The organism is Flavobacterium sp. HSC-32F16, assembly GCF_024171645.1.
In the GTDB taxonomy this organism is placed as follows: Bacteria; Bacteroidota; Bacteroidia; order Flavobacteriales; family Flavobacteriaceae; genus Flavobacterium.
On sequence record NZ_JALKAC010000006.1, the window covers coordinates 326,638 to 349,106 of the forward strand.

General features: G+C 32.4%; 25 protein-coding genes. 9 read left to right on the forward strand and 16 right to left on the reverse strand.

Annotation, left to right across the window (positions count from 1 at the left end):
* Nucleotides 1-39 precede the first annotated feature (39 nt).
* The gene (locus tag L1276_RS17765) at nucleotides 40-903 is read right to left on the reverse strand and encodes a DMT family transporter (RefSeq protein ID WP_253790152.1); all 864 of its coding nucleotides are present in this window, start codon (nucleotides 901-903) and stop codon (nucleotides 40-42) included.
* 553 nt (nucleotides 904-1,456) lie between these two features.
* Between L1276_RS17765 and L1276_RS17770 the strand changes: the two genes are divergently transcribed.
* Nucleotides 1,457-3,688: a DUF6055 domain-containing protein gene (locus L1276_RS17770; RefSeq protein ID WP_253790154.1), complete on the forward strand. Its 2,232-nt coding sequence runs from the start codon at nucleotides 1,457-1,459 to the stop codon at nucleotides 3,686-3,688.
* A gap of 175 nt (nucleotides 3,689-3,863) precedes the next feature.
* On the opposite strand, the gene L1276_RS17775 is transcribed toward L1276_RS17770, so the two are convergent.
* Complete coding sequence (locus tag L1276_RS17775) at nucleotides 3,864-4,346, reverse strand: GNAT family N-acetyltransferase (RefSeq protein WP_253790156.1); 483 nt, start codon at nucleotides 4,344-4,346, stop codon at nucleotides 3,864-3,866.
* A gap of 11 nt (nucleotides 4,347-4,357) precedes the next feature.
* The gene (locus tag L1276_RS17780; protein ID WP_253790158.1) at nucleotides 4,358-4,705 is read right to left on the reverse strand and encodes a helix-turn-helix domain-containing protein; all 348 of its coding nucleotides are present in this window, start codon (nucleotides 4,703-4,705) and stop codon (nucleotides 4,358-4,360) included.
* Between the two features lie 220 nt (nucleotides 4,706-4,925).
* On the opposite strand from L1276_RS17780, the gene L1276_RS17785 reads away from it, so the two are divergent.
* The 6 genes from L1276_RS17785 to L1276_RS17810 all read left to right on the forward strand — a co-directional run bounded on the left by L1276_RS17785 (nucleotide 4,926) and on the right by L1276_RS17810 (nucleotide 9,164).
* Entirely contained in the window at nucleotides 4,926-5,417 is a 492-nt protein-coding gene (locus L1276_RS17785) for a GNAT family N-acetyltransferase (protein ID WP_253790159.1), read from the forward strand.
* Nucleotides 5,418-5,419: 2 nt separating this feature from the next.
* The gene (locus L1276_RS17790; RefSeq protein ID WP_253790161.1) at nucleotides 5,420-5,905 is read left to right on the forward strand and encodes a MarR family winged helix-turn-helix transcriptional regulator; all 486 of its coding nucleotides are present in this window, start codon (nucleotides 5,420-5,422) and stop codon (nucleotides 5,903-5,905) included.
* 27 nt (nucleotides 5,906-5,932) lie between these two features.
* Entirely contained in the window at nucleotides 5,933-6,091 is a 159-nt protein-coding gene (locus tag L1276_RS17795) for a hypothetical protein (RefSeq protein ID WP_253790163.1), read from the forward strand.
* An 86-nt stretch (nucleotides 6,092-6,177) separates the two neighbouring features.
* Nucleotides 6,178-7,026 carry an AraC family transcriptional regulator gene (locus L1276_RS17800; protein WP_253790165.1) on the forward strand — a complete coding sequence of 283 codons (849 nt, stop codon included), beginning with the start codon at nucleotides 6,178-6,180 and terminating at the stop codon, nucleotides 7,024-7,026.
* Between the two features lie 81 nt (nucleotides 7,027-7,107).
* Nucleotides 7,108-7,833: a siderophore-interacting protein gene (locus L1276_RS17805; protein WP_253790168.1), complete on the forward strand. Its 726-nt coding sequence runs from the start codon at nucleotides 7,108-7,110 to the stop codon at nucleotides 7,831-7,833.
* A gap of 359 nt (nucleotides 7,834-8,192) precedes the next feature.
* A complete protein-coding gene (locus L1276_RS17810; RefSeq protein WP_253790172.1) occupies nucleotides 8,193-9,164 on the forward strand; it encodes a hydrogen peroxide-inducible genes activator in 972 nt (323 codons plus the stop codon).
* Nucleotides 9,165-9,417: 253 nt separating this feature from the next.
* Here the strand turns inward: L1276_RS17810 and L1276_RS17815 are convergent, their stop codons facing one another.
* Nucleotides 9,418-10,185 (reverse strand): alpha/beta hydrolase, encoded by a 768-nt coding sequence (locus tag L1276_RS17815; protein WP_253790175.1) that lies wholly within the window; start codon nucleotides 10,183-10,185, stop codon nucleotides 9,418-9,420.
* A gap of 231 nt (nucleotides 10,186-10,416) precedes the next feature.
* Complete coding sequence (locus tag L1276_RS17820; RefSeq protein WP_253790177.1) at nucleotides 10,417-10,833, reverse strand: OsmC family protein; 417 nt, start codon at nucleotides 10,831-10,833, stop codon at nucleotides 10,417-10,419.
* A 369-nt stretch (nucleotides 10,834-11,202) separates the two neighbouring features.
* Between L1276_RS17820 and L1276_RS17825 the strand changes: the two genes are divergently transcribed.
* On the forward strand, nucleotides 11,203-13,656 hold the full coding sequence (locus tag L1276_RS17825) for a hypothetical protein (RefSeq protein WP_253790180.1): 2,454 nt from the start codon (nucleotides 11,203-11,205) through the stop codon (nucleotides 13,654-13,656).
* 459 nt (nucleotides 13,657-14,115) lie between these two features.
* Nucleotides 14,116-15,372: a retropepsin-like aspartic protease gene (locus tag L1276_RS17830; RefSeq protein ID WP_253790182.1), complete on the forward strand. Its 1,257-nt coding sequence runs from the start codon at nucleotides 14,116-14,118 to the stop codon at nucleotides 15,370-15,372.
* A 66-nt stretch (nucleotides 15,373-15,438) separates the two neighbouring features.
* Here L1276_RS17830 and L1276_RS17835 read toward each other — a convergent pair whose 3' ends face one another.
* The 11 genes from L1276_RS17835 to L1276_RS17885 form a co-directional block, all read right to left on the reverse strand.
* Nucleotides 15,439-15,969 (reverse strand): hypothetical protein, encoded by a 531-nt coding sequence (locus L1276_RS17835; protein WP_253790185.1) that lies wholly within the window; start codon nucleotides 15,967-15,969, stop codon nucleotides 15,439-15,441.
* 213 nt (nucleotides 15,970-16,182) lie between these two features.
* Nucleotides 16,183-16,437: a hypothetical protein gene (locus tag L1276_RS17840; protein ID WP_253790187.1), complete on the reverse strand. Its 255-nt coding sequence runs from the start codon at nucleotides 16,435-16,437 to the stop codon at nucleotides 16,183-16,185.
* Between the two features lie 185 nt (nucleotides 16,438-16,622).
* A complete protein-coding gene (locus L1276_RS17845; RefSeq protein WP_253790189.1) occupies nucleotides 16,623-17,180 on the reverse strand; it encodes a hypothetical protein in 558 nt (185 codons plus the stop codon).
* 138 nt (nucleotides 17,181-17,318) lie between these two features.
* Entirely contained in the window at nucleotides 17,319-18,062 is a 744-nt protein-coding gene (locus tag L1276_RS17850; RefSeq protein ID WP_253790191.1) for a hypothetical protein, read from the reverse strand.
* A 2-nt stretch (nucleotides 18,063-18,064) separates the two neighbouring features.
* Nucleotides 18,065-18,655, reverse strand: coding sequence for a hypothetical protein (locus L1276_RS17855; RefSeq protein WP_253790194.1), 591 nt, complete (start codon nucleotides 18,653-18,655; stop codon nucleotides 18,065-18,067).
* A gap of 59 nt (nucleotides 18,656-18,714) precedes the next feature.
* Nucleotides 18,715-19,038 (reverse strand): carboxypeptidase-like regulatory domain-containing protein, encoded by a 324-nt coding sequence (locus L1276_RS17860; RefSeq protein WP_253790196.1) that lies wholly within the window; start codon nucleotides 19,036-19,038, stop codon nucleotides 18,715-18,717.
* Between the two features lie 51 nt (nucleotides 19,039-19,089).
* The gene (locus L1276_RS17865; protein ID WP_253790197.1) at nucleotides 19,090-19,371 is read right to left on the reverse strand and encodes a hypothetical protein; all 282 of its coding nucleotides are present in this window, start codon (nucleotides 19,369-19,371) and stop codon (nucleotides 19,090-19,092) included.
* Nucleotides 19,372-19,700: 329 nt separating this feature from the next.
* Complete coding sequence (locus L1276_RS17870; protein ID WP_253790199.1) at nucleotides 19,701-20,432, reverse strand: hypothetical protein; 732 nt, start codon at nucleotides 20,430-20,432, stop codon at nucleotides 19,701-19,703.
* The gene (locus L1276_RS17875; protein ID WP_253790201.1) at nucleotides 20,413-21,153 is read right to left on the reverse strand and encodes a hypothetical protein; all 741 of its coding nucleotides are present in this window, start codon (nucleotides 21,151-21,153) and stop codon (nucleotides 20,413-20,415) included. The genes L1276_RS17870 and L1276_RS17875 overlap by 20 nt, the downstream gene beginning before the upstream one ends.
* Before the next feature lie 191 nt (nucleotides 21,154-21,344).
* The gene (locus L1276_RS17880) at nucleotides 21,345-21,935 is read right to left on the reverse strand and encodes a hypothetical protein (RefSeq protein WP_253790204.1); all 591 of its coding nucleotides are present in this window, start codon (nucleotides 21,933-21,935) and stop codon (nucleotides 21,345-21,347) included.
* A 122-nt stretch (nucleotides 21,936-22,057) separates the two neighbouring features.
* Nucleotides 22,058-22,354 (reverse strand): hypothetical protein, encoded by a 297-nt coding sequence (locus L1276_RS17885; RefSeq protein ID WP_253790206.1) that lies wholly within the window; start codon nucleotides 22,352-22,354, stop codon nucleotides 22,058-22,060.
* Nucleotides 22,355-22,469 lie beyond the last annotated feature (115 nt).

Here is a 22,469-nt window from a genome sequence, read left to right on the forward strand (position 1 = left end):
TAAGCCTCTTACAAAAATTGAAAGAGGCTTATGGATTTTTTATTTTCTGATAGAAATTATAGTTTGTGAAATTACCGAAGTGATGACAAAAAATAATCCGATATAAAAGAAGATGTTAACTTCTTTACTTTCATTAAAAAACAGAAATGCCATTACAATGGCATAAACCGGTTCCAGATTAAAAGTAAGATTGACTGTAAATGCCGAAATCTTTTTTAATGATTCTGCAAACAAAACATACAATCCAACTGTACAAAATGAAGCTAAAATAATCAGATAGAAAATATCTTTTAAACTTGGTAAGATACTTTCGACAGGAAAAATATACAGATAAACCGGAAGCAATATTCCCAATCCCAAAGTACCGCCAATCATTTGATAATAGTTAATGAGTTTGCTATCGTAAATCGTTACCAATCTTTCATTAAAAATTGTATAAAGCGCAGCAAAAGCCGATGATATTACGCCTAAAATAATTCCTAATTGATAAGAAGAATCGAAATGGAAAATAAGCGCAATTCCGGCAAGGGTAAGCATACTTAGCAATAGTTCACTTGTGTTAAATTGCTTTTTATTTAGCAGGGGAGCAAACAAGGCCGTAAACAAACTGGTTAAGCAATAGGAGACCACACCAACAGAAATATTCGAATATTTAATACTGGCATAAAAAAATATCCAGTGTATTGTGATCAAAAGTCCGGCTCTTGCAATATTGAATTTTTCTCTTAGCGAAATGTCCTTCGAAATTTTAAATAATTTCAGGATTATAAATAAAATTATAGAGGAAAATAGAACTCGGTATCCAACTAAAAGGCCTTCGTTTAACGAAATAAGTTTGCCAAAAACACCAGTAAAACCGGCAAGTAGTACAGCAATGTGCAATAAAATATATGATTTTTTCATAAGATTGTCTAAACGTCTAGAAAGACGGAATTATAAATTAATTTAAAATTGACTTATAAGCATAGAAGAAAATACCGGAATAGTTTCGGTATAAAATGCAGTATAAAGTCTGATGATTAATTTATAATCGAGGAGGAGGAAGACAACCTTTCTGGCTCATAATTTTAGGAATTTGTCCAAAAATATTTAAAAACCCTAAGTATAGCAAATCCATTAACAAGATTTTAAAAGGATAAATAATCTGTTTTTATAGAATTTTTAAAAGCGATTTTATTAAAATTGAAAAAATTATTTAAAAAAAAATAAGTGTGTTTTGTACGTTTTACAAGGCTTAAAATGTATTTCATCGATTAAAAATGCTTTTAGTCGATATTTTTGTTCTTGTTTTATAAAATTAATACATATATTCGCAAAAAAAATAAGTTCATATTATAGTCAAAATACAAGTTAGGAAAGTTTCATTTTATGAAACTGATGAAAGGGATTATTCAATTTAGGTTAGAAATAAGTTTAGAATTTATTAAATGCAATTAAATCCCCAAATCATGTATATATGAAAACACTTTTACTACAAGCCGCTCTTTTTCTTTGCAGTTGTTATGCAATAGGGCAGAAAACACTCTTTATTCCCACAGAATGGAGTAATCCAAGCAATGAATTTTATAATAAAATTTCCGACTCCAGAAAGTATGAGTCGACTAACTTTGTGCTTTATTGGGGCGACAAAGTAGGTACAAATCCCGCAGCGTATGCTGATGCTTCCTTAAGATTTACGCCCAAATCTGTTGCAGATACTTTAGAACACAGTTTTAAGCGTTTTGTAACCGATTTAAAATATGTAAGCAATGCTTCAACAACCAATGTTGGGAAGTACAAAATCATAATTATGGTTATGAATACCTGGAATTCTACAGATACCAGATTAGAGGCATTTGCACACGCAAGTTCATTTAGTAATGTTATTGGCGCTATGTTTGTGCATCCTGAAGCAACACGCGACGGCGGTGCGTTATCGCATGAGTTTGCTCATACGCTTCAAATGATGATGCGTATTCAGGAAAATCCGGGTAACGGAACCGCATTTGCCGGCTACGATTGGGCGGGTCCGTTTTTTGAAGGACATGCCAATTTTATGCGCGCTCAGGCGTATCCGCAATGGGCAGAAATCGACGGAACTTTAACGAGATGGATACAAACCCGACATTTTATGTGGTCGTCAAATCGTCATCATTACACGAATTTTCATTTAATGTATTATGTACAGGAAAAAGACGGTTTTGATTTTACCCGAAGAATGTGGGCAGAGTCTAAAAATCAGGAACATCCATTAGAAACCATAAAAAGACTTAAAGGTTTTTCTCAGGAACAGCTCAACGATTATCTTTGGGGTTATGCGCAGAGACAGCCTGCATTTGATTATCCCATTCAATGGAATTCTCAAATTAATAACACCAGTAATTTTGGTAAAAAAATTAGAGAAGTACATAAATTGATCCAATCCAGAATGCCTCGTTACACAAGCAGACAATACACGCTTTTAACGAAAGTCAGCGGAACATCAGATCAATATTACACTAATAATGACTGGGCGCCGCAAGATTACGGAATGAACATTATTCCTTTATATCCAACTTGTTCAGAAACTCAAAAAAAGGTAACCATTAAATTTAAAGGTCATACAGAAGTAAATACAGCTCAGGCGGGATGGCGCTACGGGTTTGTAACGACTAAAACAGATGGAACAATTTCACGTTACAGTCCAATGTACAATTCAGATGGAGAAGCTTCTTTTACACTTGATTCCTCTTCAGAAGCTAATATTTATCTTGTAGTATTTGCTGCGCCAAAAGTGCATGTAAATTACAACATGGATGTAGGGTATACAAAACAAAGAAGATATCCTTTTGAATTGAAAATTGCAAACGCAAATCCTGAAGGATTTCAACCGGCAGCAGATTTTAGAAAATTTCTTAAAACCAACGGCCGTATTCATGCAAATGGAGGCGGATGGGTTTCAAACAGTGCCAATGTTGCCTCAAGTGTATATGTAGGACCTTATGCAATTGTAAGAAGCGGTACTATTTCAGGAAACGCCCGCATCGATGGATATGCCATGGTTGAAGGAGGAAACATCAGCGGTAATGCTATTGTAAGAGATAATGCCTGCGTTTATAATACCACATTATCCGGAAATGCAATTGTAGAAGGAAACGGCTGGATGGAAGGCGGTTCTGTAACCAGTTCTGCCAATATAAAAGGAAATGCAATGCTGTTTGCTGGAAATTTTGGAAATTCGGTTGTTGTGGGCGGTGACGCTGAAATAGGAAGCTGTTCTACAAACGGAGTTTATCTGCAATTTCCGTATTGGAGAAATGGAAGAACGGAATGTGACGGAAAAGGTGCATCTGATGCTTCAAATATTGATATTAATCCGGCATTTACTAATTTTTCTGCTGCATCAATGGCTTTCAATGTTACACCAAGTTGTGCAACTCCAACTCTTACTGCAAGTAATCCAATTTTTGATACAAGTTATGGATTAAGTATTTTCCCAAATCCAACAGCCGGAAACTTAACCATTTCATTCGATCAGAAACAACAGGAAAAAGTCACGATTTCATTGTTTGATGCTAATGGAAGAAAGTTAGAGGTCATTACAAACCAAACGTATGAAACCGGTCAGATAGAAATTCAGTATAACTGCAGTAAATTGAATCAGGGAGTGTATGTGCTTCGTATTCAAACAGGAAAAAATATTGTAAACAAATCGTTTATAAAACAATAATTAGTTTTTAGTTTTATTTTTTACCCTGTCGATTGGTTAGGTTCGGCAGGGTTTTTTGTTTTTTGTTTGTTTCAAGTTTCATGTTTCAGGTTCCATGTTTCAAGTTTCAAACTTTGCGTTTAAACTATCTTCAAAGTAAAGCAGCCTGAAACTTGAAACCTGAAACAACTCAATATTAAAAAGTAATAAGCATATCATGCCAGACTTCTCCGCCATGAACAGAAGCCGAAATACCTAAATCTTCAAATCCGAATTTTTGGTAATATGAAATCAGATAATCTTTGCACGTAAGTGTAATTCCGGCTCGATTTTGTTCTTTAGATTTTGCAATTAAATGATGAATCAGTTTTCCGGCATAACCTTTTTTTTGATATTCAGGAGAAACAGCTAAACCAAATACAGCCTGCCATTTTTCATTTTCATTATGCAAACCGGTATTATTAAACATTTCATCAATCAGCCTTTTATTAGAAGTTACCATTCCGTTTATAAAACCCAAAATCTGCCCGTGATCTTCCAACAGCCAAAAATGCTGTGGAAAAACGTCTAATCTATTGGATATACGATGTAAGCCGGCAGCTTCATTTGGAGGGAAACAGGCATTTTCTATTTCATTAATTGCGGCTAAATCAGCAATTACAGCGTTTCTAAAATTCATAATACGTATTTTTAAATTTTTATTTCCTGCTGGTTTTTAATATGATTTCGGTGTGAAATTCCCCATTTAATCATTTCAGAAATAATAGGTCCAAATGATTGACAATAAGGTGTAGATTCGTAAATAATGGGCACTAATGCATCGCGGTCTTCAGTTCTTTTTACCAGATTATTTAGTTCCATATCTTTTAATTCCTTCGATAACATTCGCGATGTAATTCCCGGAATACTTTCCTTAATATCTTTAAATCTATTATTACCATTACAGATTGAATTTATAATAGGCAGTTTCCATTTTCCACCTAAAACATATAATGTATCCTGAAGCGCCTGAAATTCTTCTTTTTGATTTCGTGCCATATTTAAACCATATAAGTTATATAAGTAATTTTAAGTTTTTTGTTTTAGTATTAATCTCAAAAGATCATTTTAATCCTTTAATCTGTGACATTAAAAAACTTAGCGTCTTAGTGCCTTCGTGGCATTATAAACAAAAATATAAAATAAATCATAAAATTGAATAAATGTTTTTATTTACGTATTTAACTACGTAGTTTTGTTATATAAAAAAAATACTATCATGGAGCCCAAAATTAAACCTATAGAAAACCAATATTCAAATGTCATTGTTGATTTAATTTTAAATATTCAGCAAAAGGAATTTAATGTCCCAATTACCATCGAAGACCAGCCGGATCTGCTTACTATTAATGATTTTTATTATGCCAGCGGAGGAGGATTTTGGGGAGCTTTTATAAAGGAAGAATTAGTAGGAACTATCGCTTTGGTAAAATTTTCAGATACGGAAGCAGCGATAAGAAAAATGTTTGTAAAGAAAGAATTTCGAGGAAAAGAATTTTCAATCGCCCAGAAATTAGTAGAGACTTTAATTGCTTATTGCAAAGAAAACGGAATTGATGATTTATATTTGGGAACCGTTTCGATATTAGAAGCAGCATTGCGTTTTTATGAAAAAAATGATTTTGTGCGAATTCAGAAAGAAGAGCTTCCGGAAGCATTTCCTTTAATGGCGCCGGACAATGTTTTCTGTCATTTAACTTTAAAGAAATAAAGATGAACATTATAGACGAATCAGGAATACTGGCACTCTCCACACGATTGCAGCGATTGAGTGAACAATTGCGAAAAGACGGTGCCTTGTTTTATAAGTCATACGGAATCGATTTTGAACCCAAATGGTTTCCCGTAATTTATACTTTATACCACAAAGAAATTCTGAGTGTGGTTGAAATTGCGAACGAAATCGGTTACACGCATCCGTCAACCATAAGCTTGTTGAAAGAACTGGAAAAACAAAAACTGATTCGCTCTAAAAAAGATAAAATCGACGAGCGTAAAAGACTCATTCAGCTTACGGCAAAAGGTCAGGAACTAATCGAACAAATGAAACCCGTTTGGGATGTTATGACAAAAGTTCTTAGCGATATTACTGATAATCAGAATAATCTGCTTCAGGCTATTAATGAAGCCGAAAATAAAATTTTGCATCAGAGTTTTTTGCAGCGTGCGTTGCAGTTGAAGAGTGAGGGAGAAAAATAATTTTGTATAGAATTAAGATTCACTATTATGGATAAAGAAGAGAAAAAAATAAATGTAATACAAATGTCTAAAGAAACGAGAGAAAGACTTGCTGAAATTATGGATGAAGTAAAAGGGAAAGATTTATTTCCTGAAAAAACTGCACTTGTAGAAAAAACATTGCAAGATGTGAAATTACCAATTTAATTTTTATTTTAAAAATAAATGAAAGCGATCTTAAAAGGATCGCTTTTTTGTTGAAATTTGAATATTATTATAAAATACTATATTCATTGAAAAAAATACCCATATACAATCAAAGTCCGGAAGCTGTTGGCGGTATTTTTATTGCCTATCATTCTGCCGATGACCTCGCTAATTTTGACACTAAATTAGAGGCGCACCGCGATGATTTTTTTATATTTTTTGTACTCACAAAAGGGCAGGCCACCCTTAAATGTGATATGATTGATATTGAAATAAATGAAACAAATGTATTGATGATAAAACCACTTCAAATCCATCAAGGACAAGATGGTACTATTGATGCGGCGGGATATTATATTGGTGCGGCACCTTTTCTTATTCCTAATAATTGTATGGAGGTTTTTCAGAGTTTAAAAATTTCAGAGCAGCTTAATACGATAGATATTGATAAACAAGAAGAACTATTAGATACCATTCAATTACTGCATCGTTCCTTTACAAGTAACAATCCCAATAAAACACAAATTATTAATGGTCTTTTTAATGCCTTGATTTATCATTTTGCCAACATTTATGCGGAATCAAAGAATCCCGTAAAAGAAATAAAAAATCAGTCGGCAGTTATTTATGCCAATTTCAAAAAGCTCATTTCAGACCGTACATTTTTAGAAAGTCCGTCTTATTTTGCAAAGAAATTAAATATTACTACTTCACATTTAAATGATTGTGTCAATGCTTCTTCAGGTAAATCAGTTACATATTGGCTTCAAAATGCTATGATTACCGAAGCACAAAGACTACTTTATTATACCGAAAGCGAAGTAAAAGAAATTGCTTTTGCGCTTGGCTTTGAAGATCATACTTACTTTTCAAGATTATTTAAAAAAATCACTAAACAAACCCCTCTTTCATTTCGTAAAAAATTCCGCGAATAGTCCAATCATTGCCTTTTATTATTCAATGTCTTTTCAGGCTTTTATTTTCAACTTTGAATTGAATTTTAAAATCTGAAAATCATGAATTCAATGCCCAAAATTATTGGTGATTTTATGGAAATGGCGTTTACCAATAAAATCTGCAAAGTAAACGTTACGACTATAGAAACTCCAAGTCCTAATATCAAAATAATCAATTTTAAAGGTACTTTTCCGCATGTTAAATTTAAACTGGGACAAGCAGTTGTAATTAGAATTAACGAAACCAATTATCGCAACTACACTCCAAGTAAGTGGAATAGTGAAACCGGAACATTTGAAATAATCTTTCACATCCACCACAACGGTCCCGGAAGCGCATTTATTAATAACCTAAAAACAAATGATCAAATTACGGTGGGTCTGCCAAGAGGTTTTAAGATTTTTAATAAAGAATCAAAATATCATTTTTTCTTTGGAGATGAAACCTGCATAAGCGTTTTTAAAAGCATGAAAGACGAAATTAACCGAACCGAAAATAATTATTTAGGAATTTTAGAATTAGATGAACTTTCTGTAGATATTCCTGAAAAGTTAGGTTTGAATGTAGATATTGTTCCAAAATCAATCCGCAAAGCAGAATCTGCAATAAAATCGCTTTATAATTTAGATAAAGAAATCTGGGATTTATGGAAAGATGGTTATTTCTATTTAATGGGAAATGCCAAATCTATTCAGGCATTTCGAAAAGCATTGAGAGAAAAAGGCGTTTCAAATAAAAATATCCATACACAGCCATATTGGGCAGAAGGAAAAGTTGGACTTTAATTTATAATACCGATACATATAAAAAGCGATCTATTAGGATCGCTTTTTTGTTAAAATTATTTGATTTGATAATGATATTCAGGAATGATAAACTCAACATGCTCCAAAAACTACTCCATTTGAATTTACTTCATTCCTAAACCTCATTTTATATATGTACGATAAAAGCTATATTACGGATTTACAGCTAATGTTAAAGTTTTACAAATACTTTTATATGCGGCAACTTTGTCAAAAATCAAAACTTTGCCAAAAATTTACTGAAAGGATATAAAAGATTTAAATCCCAAAAGAAAACCATCTGAAAAAGGAAAAAAAACTTAGTACCTTAGCATCTCAGTATCTTAGAAACTCTAACAATGACGATCCAGCAGTTAAAATATATAGTAGCTTTAGATGACGAACGACATTTTGCAAGAGCGGCCGAAGTCTGTATGGTGACCCAGCCCGGATTGACCATTCAGCTCAAAAATCTGGAAGAAGAAATCGGAATCAAGATTTTTGACCGAAATAAAGTGCCTTTAACGCCAACCATTCTTGGAACTGAAATAATCAACAAAGCCAGAAAAATTCTTCGTGAAGCAGATGAAATCCGCGATTTTGTGGTTAATGAAAAAAACCTTCTGGAAGGCGAGTTGAAGCTTGGCATCATCTCCACTTTGTCACCTTATTTGATTCCGTTGTTTATTAATGCCATGAAAGAAGCGGCCCCAAAAGTGCATTTCATTATCAAAGAAGGCTATACCGGACATTTAATGAGAGATCTGGAAATAGGCGCAATTGATGTGGCTATTATGGCAACACCAACAGGAAATCCCAATTTAATTGAACATGTTATTTTTAAAGAACCTTTTGTAGCTTATTTGAATGAATCGCACCCAATGGCAAAGGAAGACTTTTACGAACTCCAACCCGGAGATAAAACCGAACTGCTGCTGCTTCATCACGAATATTGTTACAATGCCCAGCTTCTGGATATCTGCGGATTAAAATCATCTGATAAAATAAAGGAACAGTTTACGTATGATATCAATTCAATAGAAACCTTAAAAAATCTCGTTCGAGCACATTTAGGTTTTGCGATTATTCCGCAGCTTTCCATTTTAAACGAAGCACATTCGGAACTTTTTAAGCCTTTTAAAGAACCCATTCCGGTAAGGGAAATCAGTTTAGTAGTTTCAGATTCTTTTTCGAAGAAATTATTATTAGAAAAAATGAACGAAGCCGTTTGGAACTGCCTTCCGGATGCACTCAAAAAAGATTTCGCATACAAAAAAATACGCTGGAACGATTCGCCGTATTTTGTAAAAGCGATTAGTAAAGTTTCTTAGAAGTAAATTCCAATAAAAAAAATCCAAATTCCAATTTTGTTAAGACTTGAAATTTGGAATTTTTTTGTCATTCCGAGGAACGAGACCCGAGCGATAGCGAACAGACGAAGTAAATCGCACAAGAAACTCCACACAGATTGTCGCCAATCTTTATCGAATTACTAGTGCGATTTACTTACGTCGAAATGACAAGATTATGTAAATTTAAAATTCCAAATCCCGTTTGGAATTTGGAATTTTAAAAATTTGGAATTTATTTTTTCGAAGCTGCAATAATCACATCAGCAACTTTTGCCGGTTGAGAAATAAAAACCACATGGCTTCCTTTTATTTCAGTAATTTTTGTGTTCGAACGTTTGTACATTGCATGCTGAATACTTGGCACAATACTTTTATCTTCAGTTGCTACGATTCCGTACGAAGGTTTAGTTCTCCATGCAGCCTTTGTAATTGGCGTTCCAAAACCATTTGCATAAAAAGCACCTTGTGAAGCAAACATAAAATCAGCATCCTCTTTGCTTAAATCACCTGCAAAACCAGCGTGAAATTTAGCTTTGTCATAATAAGCAATACCTTTATCATCTGGAGCCAATACACCATTTTCCGGAGCTGGAGGCGCAGTTTGTAACCATTGAATAGAGTTTTCTCCGTTATCAGGCTGTAAAGCGGCAACATAAACAAGAGCTGCAACTTTTGGGTGATTTCCGGCTTCAGTAATTACAGTTCCACCCCATGAATGTCCAACTAGAATGGTTGGTCCGTCTTGTTTGTCTAAAGCCAAGTTTGTTGCTTTAACATCATCTGCCAAAGAGCTTAACGGATTTTGAACAATGGTTACATTATATCCTTTTTTAGTTAAAATCTGGTACAAACCTTTCCATCCGGAACCGTCTGCGAAAGCACCGTGTACTAATACTACATTCTTAATTTGTGGAGCAGTTTGTGCGTTTACATTTGCTGATGTAAATACTAAACTAAAGAGTATTGCTGCGAATGCTAAAAAGCTTTTAATTGTTTTCATTTTATTTAAATTTTAAAGTGTTGTTTTTAATTGTTGTGTTGTTTTTATTTTATTTGAAAATTCAACACAATCTTGTCATTTCGACGGAGGAGACCCGAGCGATAACGAACAGACGAAGTAAATCGCACTAGTTGATCCGTACAGTATGTCCCCAATCTTTGTAGAATTTCTTTTGTGATTCTTCGTTCCTCAGAATGACAAGATTGCGTTGAAATTTTATTATTTTAGAAATTAATTCAACGTTACCGCCAAAGTAATTTCAGTATTCAATAATTTCGAAATTGGACAAATTTCTTTTGCTTTTTGAGCGGCTTTTTGAAAATCTTCCTCAGAGATTCCAGGAACTTTTCCGGTTAACTCTAATTGAATTAAAGTAATTGTACCGTCTTCAAAAGTTACTTTTGCAGTTGTATCTAAATCTTCCGGAATAAAACCAGCTTCAGATAATAAAAAGCTTAACTGCATGGTGAAACATCCTGAATGTGCCGCTGCGATTAATTCTTCAGGGTTTGTTCCAACACCTTGTTCGAAACGAGTTTTAAAAGATAATTGTGCATTATCTAAAGTTGTACTTTGAGTACTAATAGTACCTTTTCCTTCCATTCCTGTACCTTTCCAGTTTGCGTTTGCTCTTCTTGTAAATTTCATGATTTCTATTTTTTAAAGTTATTTTTTAAGAGGATCAAATCATTTGTTTGATTTTGATGAGACAAATTTATGGCGATGCTATTTATTAATCAAATTAATAATTTTTTATGCTTATAAAAATAATTTATAATTATAGGTTTTACAGGGCTGGATCAAAAGGTTAGATTATAATTTTTTTTCAGATAAATTTTAAATCTAAAAAGAAAAGAGATTATTTCTCTGTTTTTTTGGTTTCAAGTTAGAATTTGAAACCAAGTAAATGGCTGAATAATAGTTTTATATGTTTTGCCAATTTAATTTTATCAGAAACAATTTTACAGTAATACCCCAGAGAATAAATTTTTAATGAATAATCTAACTTTTAAATTTATGAAAAAAGCTTTTCTAATAATTGTAGTGTGTTTGAGTATAGTTTTATTCTCCTGCAAAAAAGATAAAGATACAGATCAAACAAATCCCGAAGCTGTAAAGTCTGATACTGCCGACGCTGTATTTGCAGATAACGGCTGGCCTCGCGAAGCTGAAAACAACGGAACAAAACTCGTTTATTATCAGCCTCAGGTAGATGACTGGAAAGATTATAAAGAAATCACAGCCCGACTGGCTTTTTCTTTAACTCCAAAAGATGGCAAACAGGTTTTGGGCGTAGCTTCTTTAAAAGCCGAAACATTGGTAGATAAAGACAACCGAAGCGCGTTTATTAAAAACCTTCAGGTAACTGATGTGCGTTTTCCTGCTCTCGATGAAAAGAAAGTTCCCGAAATGGAAAAACTCTTTAAAGAAACGCTGCCTGTAAGCGGAGATCCAATTTCTGTAGATCGTATTCTGGCAGATTTAGGTCAGACCAAAAGTCCTGCAAAAGGAATTGTGGCTAAAAACGATCCTCCTGCCATTTTTTACAGCACCAATCCTGCTGTTTTATTGATTGTGCAGGGAGAGCCGGTTTTAGTGCCCGTAGAAAAAACAGATATACAATATGTAGTCAATACAAACTGGGATTTATTTTTTGATAAAACTTCTAAAGATTATTATCTGCTGGCTGAGAATATCTGGCTGACTTCAAAAAAAATAGAAGGAAAATGGACAAAAACTGCCAAACTACCTTCGGGATTAATTAACCTGCCTTCGGGACAGAATTTTGATGATGTCAAAAAGATGATTCCGCCTCCTTCAACGGGAACGGTGCCTGAAGTTTTCTACAGCAATAAACCCGCTGAATTGATTGCCGTAAACGGAACTCCTAAATTTATTAAAATTGCAGGAACGAAATTATTATACATTGACAATACCGAAAATGATGTTTTTGCCGATGAAGGCGATGGTCAATATTATGTATTATTATCCGGAAGATGGTTTAAATCGAAAGACTTAACCGGCCCGTGGACGTATGCCGGAAATAATCTTCCTGCTGATTTTGCTAAAATCCCTAAAGATTCGCCACGTGCCAATGTATTATCGTCTGTTCCCGGAACGCAGGAAGCCAAAGACGCCGTTATGCTGGCACAAGTTCCCACAACTGCCATTTTAAAGAAATCTGATGCCGAAGCCAAAGTAAAAGTTACCTATGACGGAGCACCGCAGTTTAAACCAATTGAAGGAACAAAAATGCAATATGCGAGCAATACGCAGGAGAAAATTATAAAAGTAGGCGATTTGTATTATTTGTGTTTTCAGGCCGTTTGGTTTATGTCGACAAGTCCTAACGGACCTTGGAAAACTTGTGATTCTGTTCCGAAAGAAATTTATACCATTCCGCCGAGTTCTCCGGTTTATAATGTAACCTATGTTACGCAAACCACAACCGATACAGCTGTCGAAAGCAGTTCAACAGCAGGATATTTAGGTGCTTTTATTATTGGTGCTACCGTAGGCGCTATATTAACGTATGGCACAGGATGGTATTATCCGCCTTATGTGTATTATGGCGGATTATATCCCATTTATCGTCCGTGGCCTTATGCGTATGGAGCAGGAGCAGTTTACAATCCGTGGACGGGTGGTTATGCTGTCGGAAGACGTGTTTACGGACCTTATGGTGCTGCAGGAACTTCGGCCTGGTATAATCCCGCAACGGGTAGATACGGACGTTCTGCAAGTGTTCAGGGTTGGTATGGCGGTCGAACTGCCGCAAGTACTTACAATCCGTGGACTGGAAATTACGCCAGAACCAATCAAGGGCATAATGCCTATGCGCAATGGGGACATTCTGCTGCTACAAATGGCAATCAATGGGTGCAGACAGGACACGTTACAACCCGACGAGGAACGGCAATTGGTTATGAAACTTCGGGAGGAAATAAAGGTGTAATTACACATAACCGAAACGGAGGAACCACGATTCATACTAACAATAATGTATACGCAGGTCACGACGGACATGTGTATAAAAAAGATGCTAACGGAAACTGGAGTCATTATAATAACGGAAACGGCGGCTGGTCGCAAGCAGGAACTTTAGGTTCGTCAAGCAAATCTGGCGGAGCTGCTGAACGTAATAAACCAAATCAGGGATTGGGAGCAAATGGAGCAGGAGAGAAGATTCAGCGTGATAACCTGCCGAAACCGGAACAAAACTTAGGCGGCGAAACCCGATTAGGCGACAGAGCCCAACGCGATAATTTCCCAAAAGCAGATCAAACCCTAGGACAACCTAATAAACCACTAGGCGAAGCTGGACGTCCAGATATTACAAACGATCTCGATCGCTCCGCTTTATCCAGAGATCGCGGAGAATCTCAAACCCGAAACTTTCAAAACTTCCAGCATCAAGGTGGTTTAGGCGGTGGAGGTTTTAGAGGCGGCGGCTTTAGAGGAAGAAGATAAATAAAAGTAAAAGGTTGATTATAATAGGAAAATCAGGAATGGTAGTGATATTGCCAGACCTGATTTTTTTTGTTTTTATTGTTTCAAGTTTCAAGTTTCAAGTTTCGCCAATCTTTGTCATTTCGAGGAACGAGACTCGAGCGAAAGCGAACAGGCGAAGCAAATCGCACTAGAAACTCTACAAAGATTGGCGACATTTATTAAAAAGACCAATTTAAAAATCCCAAATCCCAACGCAATCTTGTCATTTCGACGGAGGAGACTCGAGCGATAGCGAACAGGCGAAGCAAATCTTCGCAAGTAACTCTACAAAGATAAGCGCCAATCTTTGTCGATATACGAGTGCGATTTCTCCTCCGTCGAAATGACAATACTATGAAAACTTGAAACATAAAACCTGAAACCTGAAACTCTGAAACAAAACAAATTCCTATATTTAAAATTCAAAAAATCAGACAGATGAACTATAACAAACTTTTACCTTGCCTTTTATTTGCAGTGCAAATAGCATTAGGACAAACCAACCCGGATATTAGTTTAAAACAATTAAGCAAACAGCATCAGTTTGCTAAAATGGATAGTCTGAACAATAAGGAAAAAGGCAAAGACTATTATTTCTATAAAGGATTATATGCCAATGTCTGCAATAAACCCAAGTTGTCAAACCTGTATTTAGACAGTTTGAAAAACAACGAACTGACCAATAGTTACGAATTTGCGAAACTGAAAAATGATAACTATATCAAACTCTTTAATTACAATTTGGCTTATACGGCTTCTAAAGTTTTAACCCTTAAATTTCAAAAACAGTATACCGAAGACGAACTTCAGGACGAATTAAACACACAGCGAATCTGGCAGACTTTACGCAATACACGTGCGCAGACAATTGATAAATTTTCGACCATTTCGCTTGCTGCAATAAAAGACAAAGCGGGTTTAATTACAACAGAAGTTAAAGCAAATAAAACGCAGTCCAGTTTTGTTTTTGATACCGGAGCGGGAATTAGCTGTATTACCGAAAGTGTTGCAAAGAAAATGGGAGTTAAAATCTTGCCGGATAATAACATTTCGGTGGCGAGTTTTACGGGACAAAAAAACAAAGTTCGTATAGGCGTAGCACCCGAAATTAATTTAGGAGAATTGAAAATCCATAATGCCGTGTTTTTAGTATATCCTGATAAGGCTTTTACATTTGCAGACGGCGCTTATGTCATTAACGGAATTATTGGTTTTCCTATAGTAAAAGAGTTAGGAACGATTACGATTGAAAAAGATAAACTTACCTTTTCTAAAGATTTAGAGACCAATACAACCGAAAAAAACTTATTTGTAGACGAACTCAGAGCCATTGTAATGCTCACGTATAAAGGCAAAACCCTGCCGTTTAATTTTGACAGCGGAGCAAAAGAAAGTCTTTTCAACAAAGCATTTTACGAAACCTTCAAAACTGATATTGATCGCATTGGTACTTTAGAAACGTCTAAATCCTCCAGCGCGGGTGCAGCAGTGGTTTCCACAGAAGTTTTGGTTTTAAAAGACCAGCAAATCTATCTTGGAAAAAAACGAATCCAACTCCCAAAAATGGAAATCGATCAAAAAGATTATGGCATTTTTGGCGAAGTAAATTTTGGAAATATTGGGCAAGATGTATTGGGACAGTTTGAAAAGGTTGTGATTAGTTTTGATGGGAATTATTTGAGGTTGAAGGAATAGTTCTTTTGAATTTTCTTTTGATGATGCTTATTTGGGTTTTAGGAAAATCACAGAATTTTTTCAGGCTCAAAATAAGTTTCGATATTTTTTAACTTCCATTGGTAATTTTGATTCCAATATTTTTTGATTTACTGTTTTTCCTTTTGAATCTATTTTAAAGCAAAAATTGATATATCCATTTCCAACAGTTGAGTATGAAAAGTTGTATGTTTCAAAAATCAAAACTTTAAAATTACCTTTTTCAATAAGACTTATTTTGTTGGGGATTAAATTGCTAAAATTTGAATTTCTAAAATCTTTAATAATTTTATTATTTATCTTAAATACTGTATTCTGATTAGTATTTATCGCATTTTTAATTTCATCTCCTATTTTTTGATCTAAGCATTTTTGGGTAACTATATCTTCAGTCTTAATAAGAACATGGAAATCAACATTTTCTAGCTTTTCATGTACCTTAAAAATACTTACCGAATCATTAATCGAAATTCTGCAAGGCTCAATCTTCTTTTGAGTTAAAATATAGTTTTCAGCTTTATTTTGGGAATGAATTAAGTTCACAAAAAAGCTGAATAATAATATTAATGTTTTTTTCATAAGTAAACTGTAAATCTATTTTTAGGATAATGTACTTAGGGATAAAAACTTTAATAATTTTTCCCTAAAAGACAGCCTTTCATTGTTAGGGTTAATAATAATTTTCCCATACACAAAACATTCCACTTTTAATTTATTGTAATCTTTACCTGTAGCTCTTTCATACAGACTAGCAAATTCATTTTCAGCATTAAAATGTGTAATGGGGATATGCTATTTGACATCATAAGCAAACATTTTGTCTGAACCGCATCTCTTACATATTAAGAACTCTTTATCAGAAGTAATTTCATCTTTTTTATTTATTAAAGAAAAAAGTTGAGACTTTGTTAGTTTTCTCTTATACTCAATATATTTCAATATATCTGTTTGTGTCGTTTTTACATAAGTTGGAACCTTAAATTTAAAAAAATACGCAAGTTCTTTATCAGTTAATTGATTTAAAATATATTCTATTTTTTCATTCATAAGTTACCAATAGTTTTTTTGTTTAATCAAGGACTTATTCTTAACTCAAGGAGGCTTTAAAGAATCATTAACGTAGTTTAATTTTTTAAGTTTTTTTTATTTTCCTTTATTAATTCATTAAAGGGATCAACTTAATTGTATCTCCAAATTTTAAATTAAAGTTTTTAAAATCTCCTTTTCTTAATCTATTTACCAGGACACCCTATTCCAGCTTTATTCCATATTTGTTCATCTAACAAAACACCATTTTTATCATATTTTCTAATCTCGGTTTTGTCAGGAGTTTCAATTGTTATTTTTTTTTCACCATTTGCTGTAATCATTATTACTTCAATAGTGTCTCCACAATAATAAACATCACTATCGGTAATTAGATTATCTGTTGAATCGTATTTAGTAGCTTTATATATAAATTCATCTCTAACGAGGTATTTAGTTGTAAATATTTCACCACGCTTTATAAACTTTTCATCAAGTTTTCCGTCAATTTTGTCAGCCTTATTTACTGAAAATTTTGTAAAAAAATCATCGTATTTAATTATATAATTCCCTTCTTTTAATATTGTGTCTCGGGCAAGATCATAGCGGTTTTTATATTTAGTGGCTAGAACAGAAAATTTAAAAGTTACTGAATTAGGTTTAACCTGAAAATTCTCTTTATTTAGAGGTAAATAGTCAATATTTTTTTCTTGAGAGAAAACGAACTGTTGTATTAAAAACACAAAGGCAATTATAAATTTCATATTTTATAGTCTAATTCATTTTGCAAAATATGTTGCTATATTTTGCTGAATTGTTGTTGTTAATTCTGTTTAGTAGCACGATAAATTTTAGGCAGCCCTTTTCATACAGATAGCGCCAGCAGGGATTTAAAATAGCAATTATTTTTTGTCTCTGAGATCTATCCTTTTTTTTAAATTTGTTTTGTAATATTTTTCCATTTGTTTTCGATTCATATTTTTAATGGTGTCAAATACATCAATATAGATTTGTTCATCACTATTAAATCTTGTTTCAATAAACATTGGCATTCCTAAATTTCTATTATCATAGAAGTAGATATTAAATCTTTTATTTTTGTCTGCTTTATACAAACTATCAATTATTTTTTTATTTATGGGAACATTAAGAGTTTCTGATAAAAATTTAAATTGTTCGCTATAATCATTATAATCAAGTTCACTAAAATTAAATTTACAATGTAATTTCTCTTCGATAAATTGATGTCTTTTGTAATAGTAAAAAGTCCTGCTAAAAAAGGGGAAAATACTCGCCCTATATTTAAGCTGTAGATTATTAAAAGATTCTACATATTCATTATAATAAATATGACTCAATTCTAAGCCAGTAGTATTATAAGATAAGTAACTAATATTTCCGCTATTTTCATCATCAAATGAATTTAGTCGAATCATTTTCAATCTATTGTTTTTAATTTCAATTTTATAAGGGATGTATACGTTGATGACCTTTTCCCAGTCTTCATTTAGATCTACACGAAACTTTATTGGAACATTAGTTGCTCTTTCTTCTTTTATTGTAATTGGTTTTTTAAAATAATTCCACATTATTACAATTAAAAAGCAAGTTATAATAGCGATTAAAGTCTTTTTGTATTTTTTCATATCTACCAATTAATTTTTTTGTTCACATAAAAAAAACTACCATCCTTTTTCATTGTTGTAAAATGAATAGAATCACTAATCTTATTAAGTTCTTGAATAAACATCTTGTTTTCTTTCCTAAACTTATCATAAGATACCAGTTTTATAGTGTTGTTAGATTTTAAACTATCTAGAGATTTATGAATGTTGTATTTTTTTAATAATTGTAGAGCGTCTTTTTTAGAAATTAAATGATTTCTTTCTTTTATAATAATTGTAACTTTTTCTTTAAATGACTTTTCAAAATTTAATTCTAATATTTCTCTTTTTAAATTTCTCTTGTCATATACTTGATAATCAATGTGATTTTGGTTTAGAATTATGTTATTAACCTTATAAAGCCAAGTCATATAATAAATATAAGAATTGATCTTTATTTCATATTCAGTAGGAATACTTATACGGAAGCTATCCTTTATTTTATTCCGATCCATATAGTTATTTTCAATAGTTACAATTTCTTTAGAGGTAATTTGTTTAATTTCGATTGGATATTTCGATTCACATGAAATTAATAAAGCGAATAGTATAATGAGTATAATATTTTGTTTCATGACTAATTAGTTTATAAAAATAGTTTCTATATATCTCATTAGTTTGTCTATTTTTTTTATCATTTTTTTTGTTTTAAAAGCGTCATATAAAAAACATGTCTATTGAAGCATTTTCCTGTAGGCTTGCATCCGTATTTTTTTAAAGTATCTGATTTATATTCTTTTTTAGAAATTAATAAATCATTACAATTTGAAAACGAGAACATACCATCTTTATCTGTAACAGTATATTTTTTTTGATTTATAAAATCTTTTACTAAAACGCCTTCTATTGGTAAATTAGAATTTATATCTTTAATATATCCATATTGTTTTCTATTTATAGAAAGCAATATTATTCCAAGTAAAACTATTCCAATTAGGCACAAAACTTTTTTTTTCATTCAAATTAATTTTAAGTTTAATCAGCCAAACTCTCGTCAGAAGGGAAACTTTTATTCTGATCTTTTCATAAAAATTGAGTCTCGTTTATACAAATCATTTGAGTTTCCATATATTTCAATTGTATCTGTCAAATAACCTTGCTTTTTTAAAAGAATTAAATTACCCAAATTATGAGATTCCATTCCCATAGTCAGTTTGGTTTGTTTGCTTACTTCAAAATAACCTTTTACAGAGGACATAGTAATAACGATATGTTTTCCATCTAATAATTGTACTACTTCTACACTTTTAACTGGAGTTTTTAAAACTGAATCGTATATATAACATTTCATTTCTACTCTTTGGGTATCTTTGACACATGACATAAATAATAATACTAATATTAATAGATTTATTTTTTTTTATTTTAAGTTTATTTTGTTAATCCCGATAGCGAGGATTTGCAATCCGTGCCCTCAAAGATTGGTTTATAATTTGTTTTAGTGATCTTTATTGTGTCAAACTGTTGCGGGCACGGATTGCAAATCCGCGCGATCGTTGCGGAGATAAATCTGCGCGATCGGGACTGACCTGCATTTAAGTAAATTTCAAGTCTTTCTAGACTAACTTTATTATTTTTATCATATACAACCTCTAAGTGGTGAAAAGTATATTTAGATTTTCAATACTTTCTACTATTTATAAGTTCCAGCATCTTTTCTTCTTTCAAGTCTCTTTCAAAATTAAATGAACCTTCAATAAAATAAGAATCAAAACCAAATTCATTTTTAAATTTTGTTGCTTTCAAAGCGGGCTGATAAATTAAATTATAATTTGTTTTGAGAGTTTTTGTAAGCCATTTTTTCTTGTAACTTCCATACTTATTGGTTCTGTAATCTTCAACAATTGTGATTGTATCTTGTTTTACAATTCCAACATTACAATCATACCATTCTTTACGAGGAGTTTTCTCGTAACGTGTGTTTTTGATAGTTTTATTTTCTAATTTAAAAGCTCCTAAAAAAATCAATTCCAATCTTCTCTTTATTTCTATTTTTCCATTTTCTGGTTCTGTCAAGAACGCACTTCCATTTTTATTTGTTTCTGCTACATATAATTCGCCATTATCTGCATAAACACAGAAAGTAATAACTTTGCTACCACCTTGATATACATATACTTTATTGGCTTTTAGATTCGGATTTTTCATTATTAAATTCTTTGTTTCATCATTTAAAAAATCTGAGTAATATTTAGAATATATAGTATCATTTTTTTCATATTGGATATTACGTGTACTTAAATATTTTTTAAATGCATTTTCTAATTGTAAATCTTTTTTTGAAGAACCACAACTTATAATAAAGAAAAGAGAAACTAAAAGGGAAACTATTTTATTTGTTTTTATGTGCATCGTTTTTAAATTTTTCTTCTAATAAATAAAATTCCTTTAATAATTTTCCTCGTTCAGACTGTCCTGCATTTAGGTAATTTTCAAGTCTTTCTGGACTAACTTTATTATTTTTATCATATACAACCTCTAGGTGGTGAAAAGTAGGTATGGTTTTTAATTTATTACTTATATCGTAATTAAACTTGTCTTTTTTGTATGCTTCTAGGTCTTTTTGTTGTTGTAATTTAGCCTTTTCATATTCTTCATCAGTTGTATATTTTGATTTCTCAGGGGGCTCAGGTTTTTTTGGTTTATCCTGAGTAGGATTGTTTTTTAGTTGATTACTTATATCGTAATTCATCTTATCAATTTCATACTTTTTTAGATCCTCTTGATATTCTATTTTCTTTTCATTGAATTCCGATTCCCTTTGAAAATATGACCTTATTGGCTCCTTTGGTTCTTTCGGTTTTTCAGGAAAAGCAATGCTGTCGTGCATGGCATTAGTAGGCCAGAATGTACCATAACCATGTCTGGTTTCTGTAGTAAGGTTTCCAAAAGCATCTGTCAACGAAAAGGTTTCCTGACCACGGTTCAGCAATACATCAAACAATTGCTGGTAATCATAGTTTTGTTTACCTATCATTTTATCTAGATTGAACGGATTTTTATTGTTCGATTTTCCGTAATACATATCAACAGCGTATGCGGCAAGGATAGAGCTAGGTAAATTTTCCTGCATATTGATTCCTGCAGACCAATATTGGTCTGATCCCGATAGCGCGGATTTGCAATCCGTGCCCTCAAAGATTGGTTTATAATTTGTTTTAGTGATCTTTATTGTGTCAAACTGTTGCGGGCACGGATTGCAAATCCACGCGATCGTTGCGGAGATAAATCTGCGCGATCGGGATATTTATTATTTTGTTTTTCTTACCAATTGATTTTTTTTACAACATAAAAATTTTCTTTTTCGCCTCTTACAGCTTTAAAGTGAATAGAATCTTTAACTTTTTCAAAATCATCAATCAATATTTTGTTTTCCTTTCTAAATTTATCGTATGTTACTAATTTTATTGTATCTCCAAATTTCAAATTATCCAACGACCGATTCTGATTATATTTTCTTAATAGTTTTCTAGCGTCAGTTTTTGAAATTAAGTGATTTCGTTCTTTAATGATTATACCAATTGGTTTGTCTATTAATGATTTATCAGAATCTAATTGATAGATTGGTTTTGTTTTGTTTTGCTTTTTATAAACTTGATAGTCTATTACATCATCCCATAAGGTTTTATTATTAATCCTAAAAAGCCAAACAACATAGTCAACAGTAGAATTCATTGTAACTTTAAATTCAACTGGAATCGATATTACAACGCTGTCTTTTATGAATGGGTTTTTTAAATTAGGTAATATTGTAACAACTTCTTTCGAAATTATTTGTTCAACAATAATTGGCTCTTTCTGTTGGCAAGAAAAGAGTGTTAGTATTATTAAAATATATTTATATATGTATTTCATAATTTCATTCTAATTGTTTATAAAAACTGAATCTATGTATGTTATATATTCGTCAACACCTGTTTTTTTTATTTTATAGTAAAAAAGAGTATATGGAAATATCATTTCATTATAATTATTTTTTATCCATTGATTTTCATACATTTTTTTAAACTCTCAAGACTTTTAATTTTTCCTTTTAATAATTCCTCAAGAATTTCCTGATTTGCTTTTATAAATTTGTAATCTCCACAATTATCTTTATTGAACCATTTAGCTTGTGCTGAATTATAGATGCCGTCAAGCCCATTATCTTTTGCTTGTTCAACAGCGTCTACAACCATTCCATCCCATACTTTTTCAATAGGTTTACTAATACTCGGATATACCACAGCATTCAAAAAGTCTAAAGGAACAAACATTGTTATAAGAGTTTCCATTTTTTCATCCATACCAAATCCCCGATAGCGCGGATTTGCAATCCGTGCCCTCAAAGATTGGTTTATAATTTGTTTTAGTGATCTTTATTGTGTCAAACTGTTGCGGGCACGGATT

What these genes read in the sequence shown, in the direction of transcription:
- L1276_RS17765 (WP_253790152.1), bottom strand. Translation starts at nt 903, where the DNA reads ATGAAAAAATCATATATTTTATTGCACATTGCTGTACTACTTGCCGGT.
- L1276_RS17770 (WP_253790154.1), top strand. Translation starts at nt 1,457, where the DNA reads ATGAAAACACTTTTACTACAAGCCGCTCTTTTTCTTTGCAGTTGTTAT.
- L1276_RS17775 (WP_253790156.1), bottom strand. Translation starts at nt 4,346, where the DNA reads ATGAATTTTAGAAACGCTGTAATTGCTGATTTAGCCGCAATTAATGAA.
- L1276_RS17780 (WP_253790158.1), bottom strand. Translation starts at nt 4,705, where the DNA reads ATGGCACGAAATCAAAAAGAAGAATTTCAGGCGCTTCAGGATACATTA.
- L1276_RS17785 (WP_253790159.1), top strand. Translation starts at nt 4,926, where the DNA reads ATGGAGCCCAAAATTAAACCTATAGAAAACCAATATTCAAATGTCATT.
- L1276_RS17790 (WP_253790161.1), top strand. Translation starts at nt 5,420, where the DNA reads ATGAACATTATAGACGAATCAGGAATACTGGCACTCTCCACACGATTG.
- L1276_RS17795 (WP_253790163.1), top strand. Translation starts at nt 5,933, where the DNA reads ATGGATAAAGAAGAGAAAAAAATAAATGTAATACAAATGTCTAAAGAA.
- L1276_RS17805 (WP_253790168.1), top strand. Translation starts at nt 7,108, where the DNA reads ATGAATTCAATGCCCAAAATTATTGGTGATTTTATGGAAATGGCGTTT.
- L1276_RS17810 (WP_253790172.1), top strand. Translation starts at nt 8,193, where the DNA reads ATGACGATCCAGCAGTTAAAATATATAGTAGCTTTAGATGACGAACGA.
- L1276_RS17815 (WP_253790175.1), bottom strand. Translation starts at nt 10,185, where the DNA reads ATGAAAACAATTAAAAGCTTTTTAGCATTCGCAGCAATACTCTTTAGT.
- L1276_RS17820 (WP_253790177.1), bottom strand. Translation starts at nt 10,833, where the DNA reads ATGAAATTTACAAGAAGAGCAAACGCAAACTGGAAAGGTACAGGAATG.
- L1276_RS17825 (WP_253790180.1), top strand. Translation starts at nt 11,203, where the DNA reads ATGAAAAAAGCTTTTCTAATAATTGTAGTGTGTTTGAGTATAGTTTTA.
- L1276_RS17830 (WP_253790182.1), top strand. Translation starts at nt 14,116, where the DNA reads ATGAACTATAACAAACTTTTACCTTGCCTTTTATTTGCAGTGCAAATA.
- L1276_RS17835 (WP_253790185.1), bottom strand. Translation starts at nt 15,969, where the DNA reads ATGAAAAAAACATTAATATTATTATTCAGCTTTTTTGTGAACTTAATT.
- L1276_RS17840 (WP_253790187.1), bottom strand. Translation starts at nt 16,437, where the DNA reads ATGAATGAAAAAATAGAATATATTTTAAATCAATTAACTGATAAAGAA.
- L1276_RS17845 (WP_253790189.1), bottom strand. Translation starts at nt 17,180, where the DNA reads ATGAAATTTATAATTGCCTTTGTGTTTTTAATACAACAGTTCGTTTTC.
- L1276_RS17850 (WP_253790191.1), bottom strand. Translation starts at nt 18,062, where the DNA reads ATGAAAAAATACAAAAAGACTTTAATCGCTATTATAACTTGCTTTTTA.
- L1276_RS17855 (WP_253790194.1), bottom strand. Translation starts at nt 18,655, where the DNA reads ATGAAACAAAATATTATACTCATTATACTATTCGCTTTATTAATTTCA.
- L1276_RS17860 (WP_253790196.1), bottom strand. Translation starts at nt 19,038, where the DNA reads ATGAAAAAAAAAGTTTTGTGCCTAATTGGAATAGTTTTACTTGGAATA.
- L1276_RS17865 (WP_253790197.1), bottom strand. Translation starts at nt 19,371, where the DNA reads ATGAAATGTTATATATACGATTCAGTTTTAAAAACTCCAGTTAAAAGT.
- L1276_RS17870 (WP_253790199.1), bottom strand. Translation starts at nt 20,432, where the DNA reads ATGCACATAAAAACAAATAAAATAGTTTCCCTTTTAGTTTCTCTTTTC.
- L1276_RS17875 (WP_253790201.1), bottom strand. Translation starts at nt 21,153, where the DNA reads ATGCAGGAAAATTTACCTAGCTCTATCCTTGCCGCATACGCTGTTGAT.
- L1276_RS17880 (WP_253790204.1), bottom strand. Translation starts at nt 21,935, where the DNA reads ATGAAATACATATATAAATATATTTTAATAATACTAACACTCTTTTCT.
- L1276_RS17885 (WP_253790206.1), bottom strand. Translation starts at nt 22,354, where the DNA reads ATGGAAACTCTTATAACAATGTTTGTTCCTTTAGACTTTTTGAATGCT.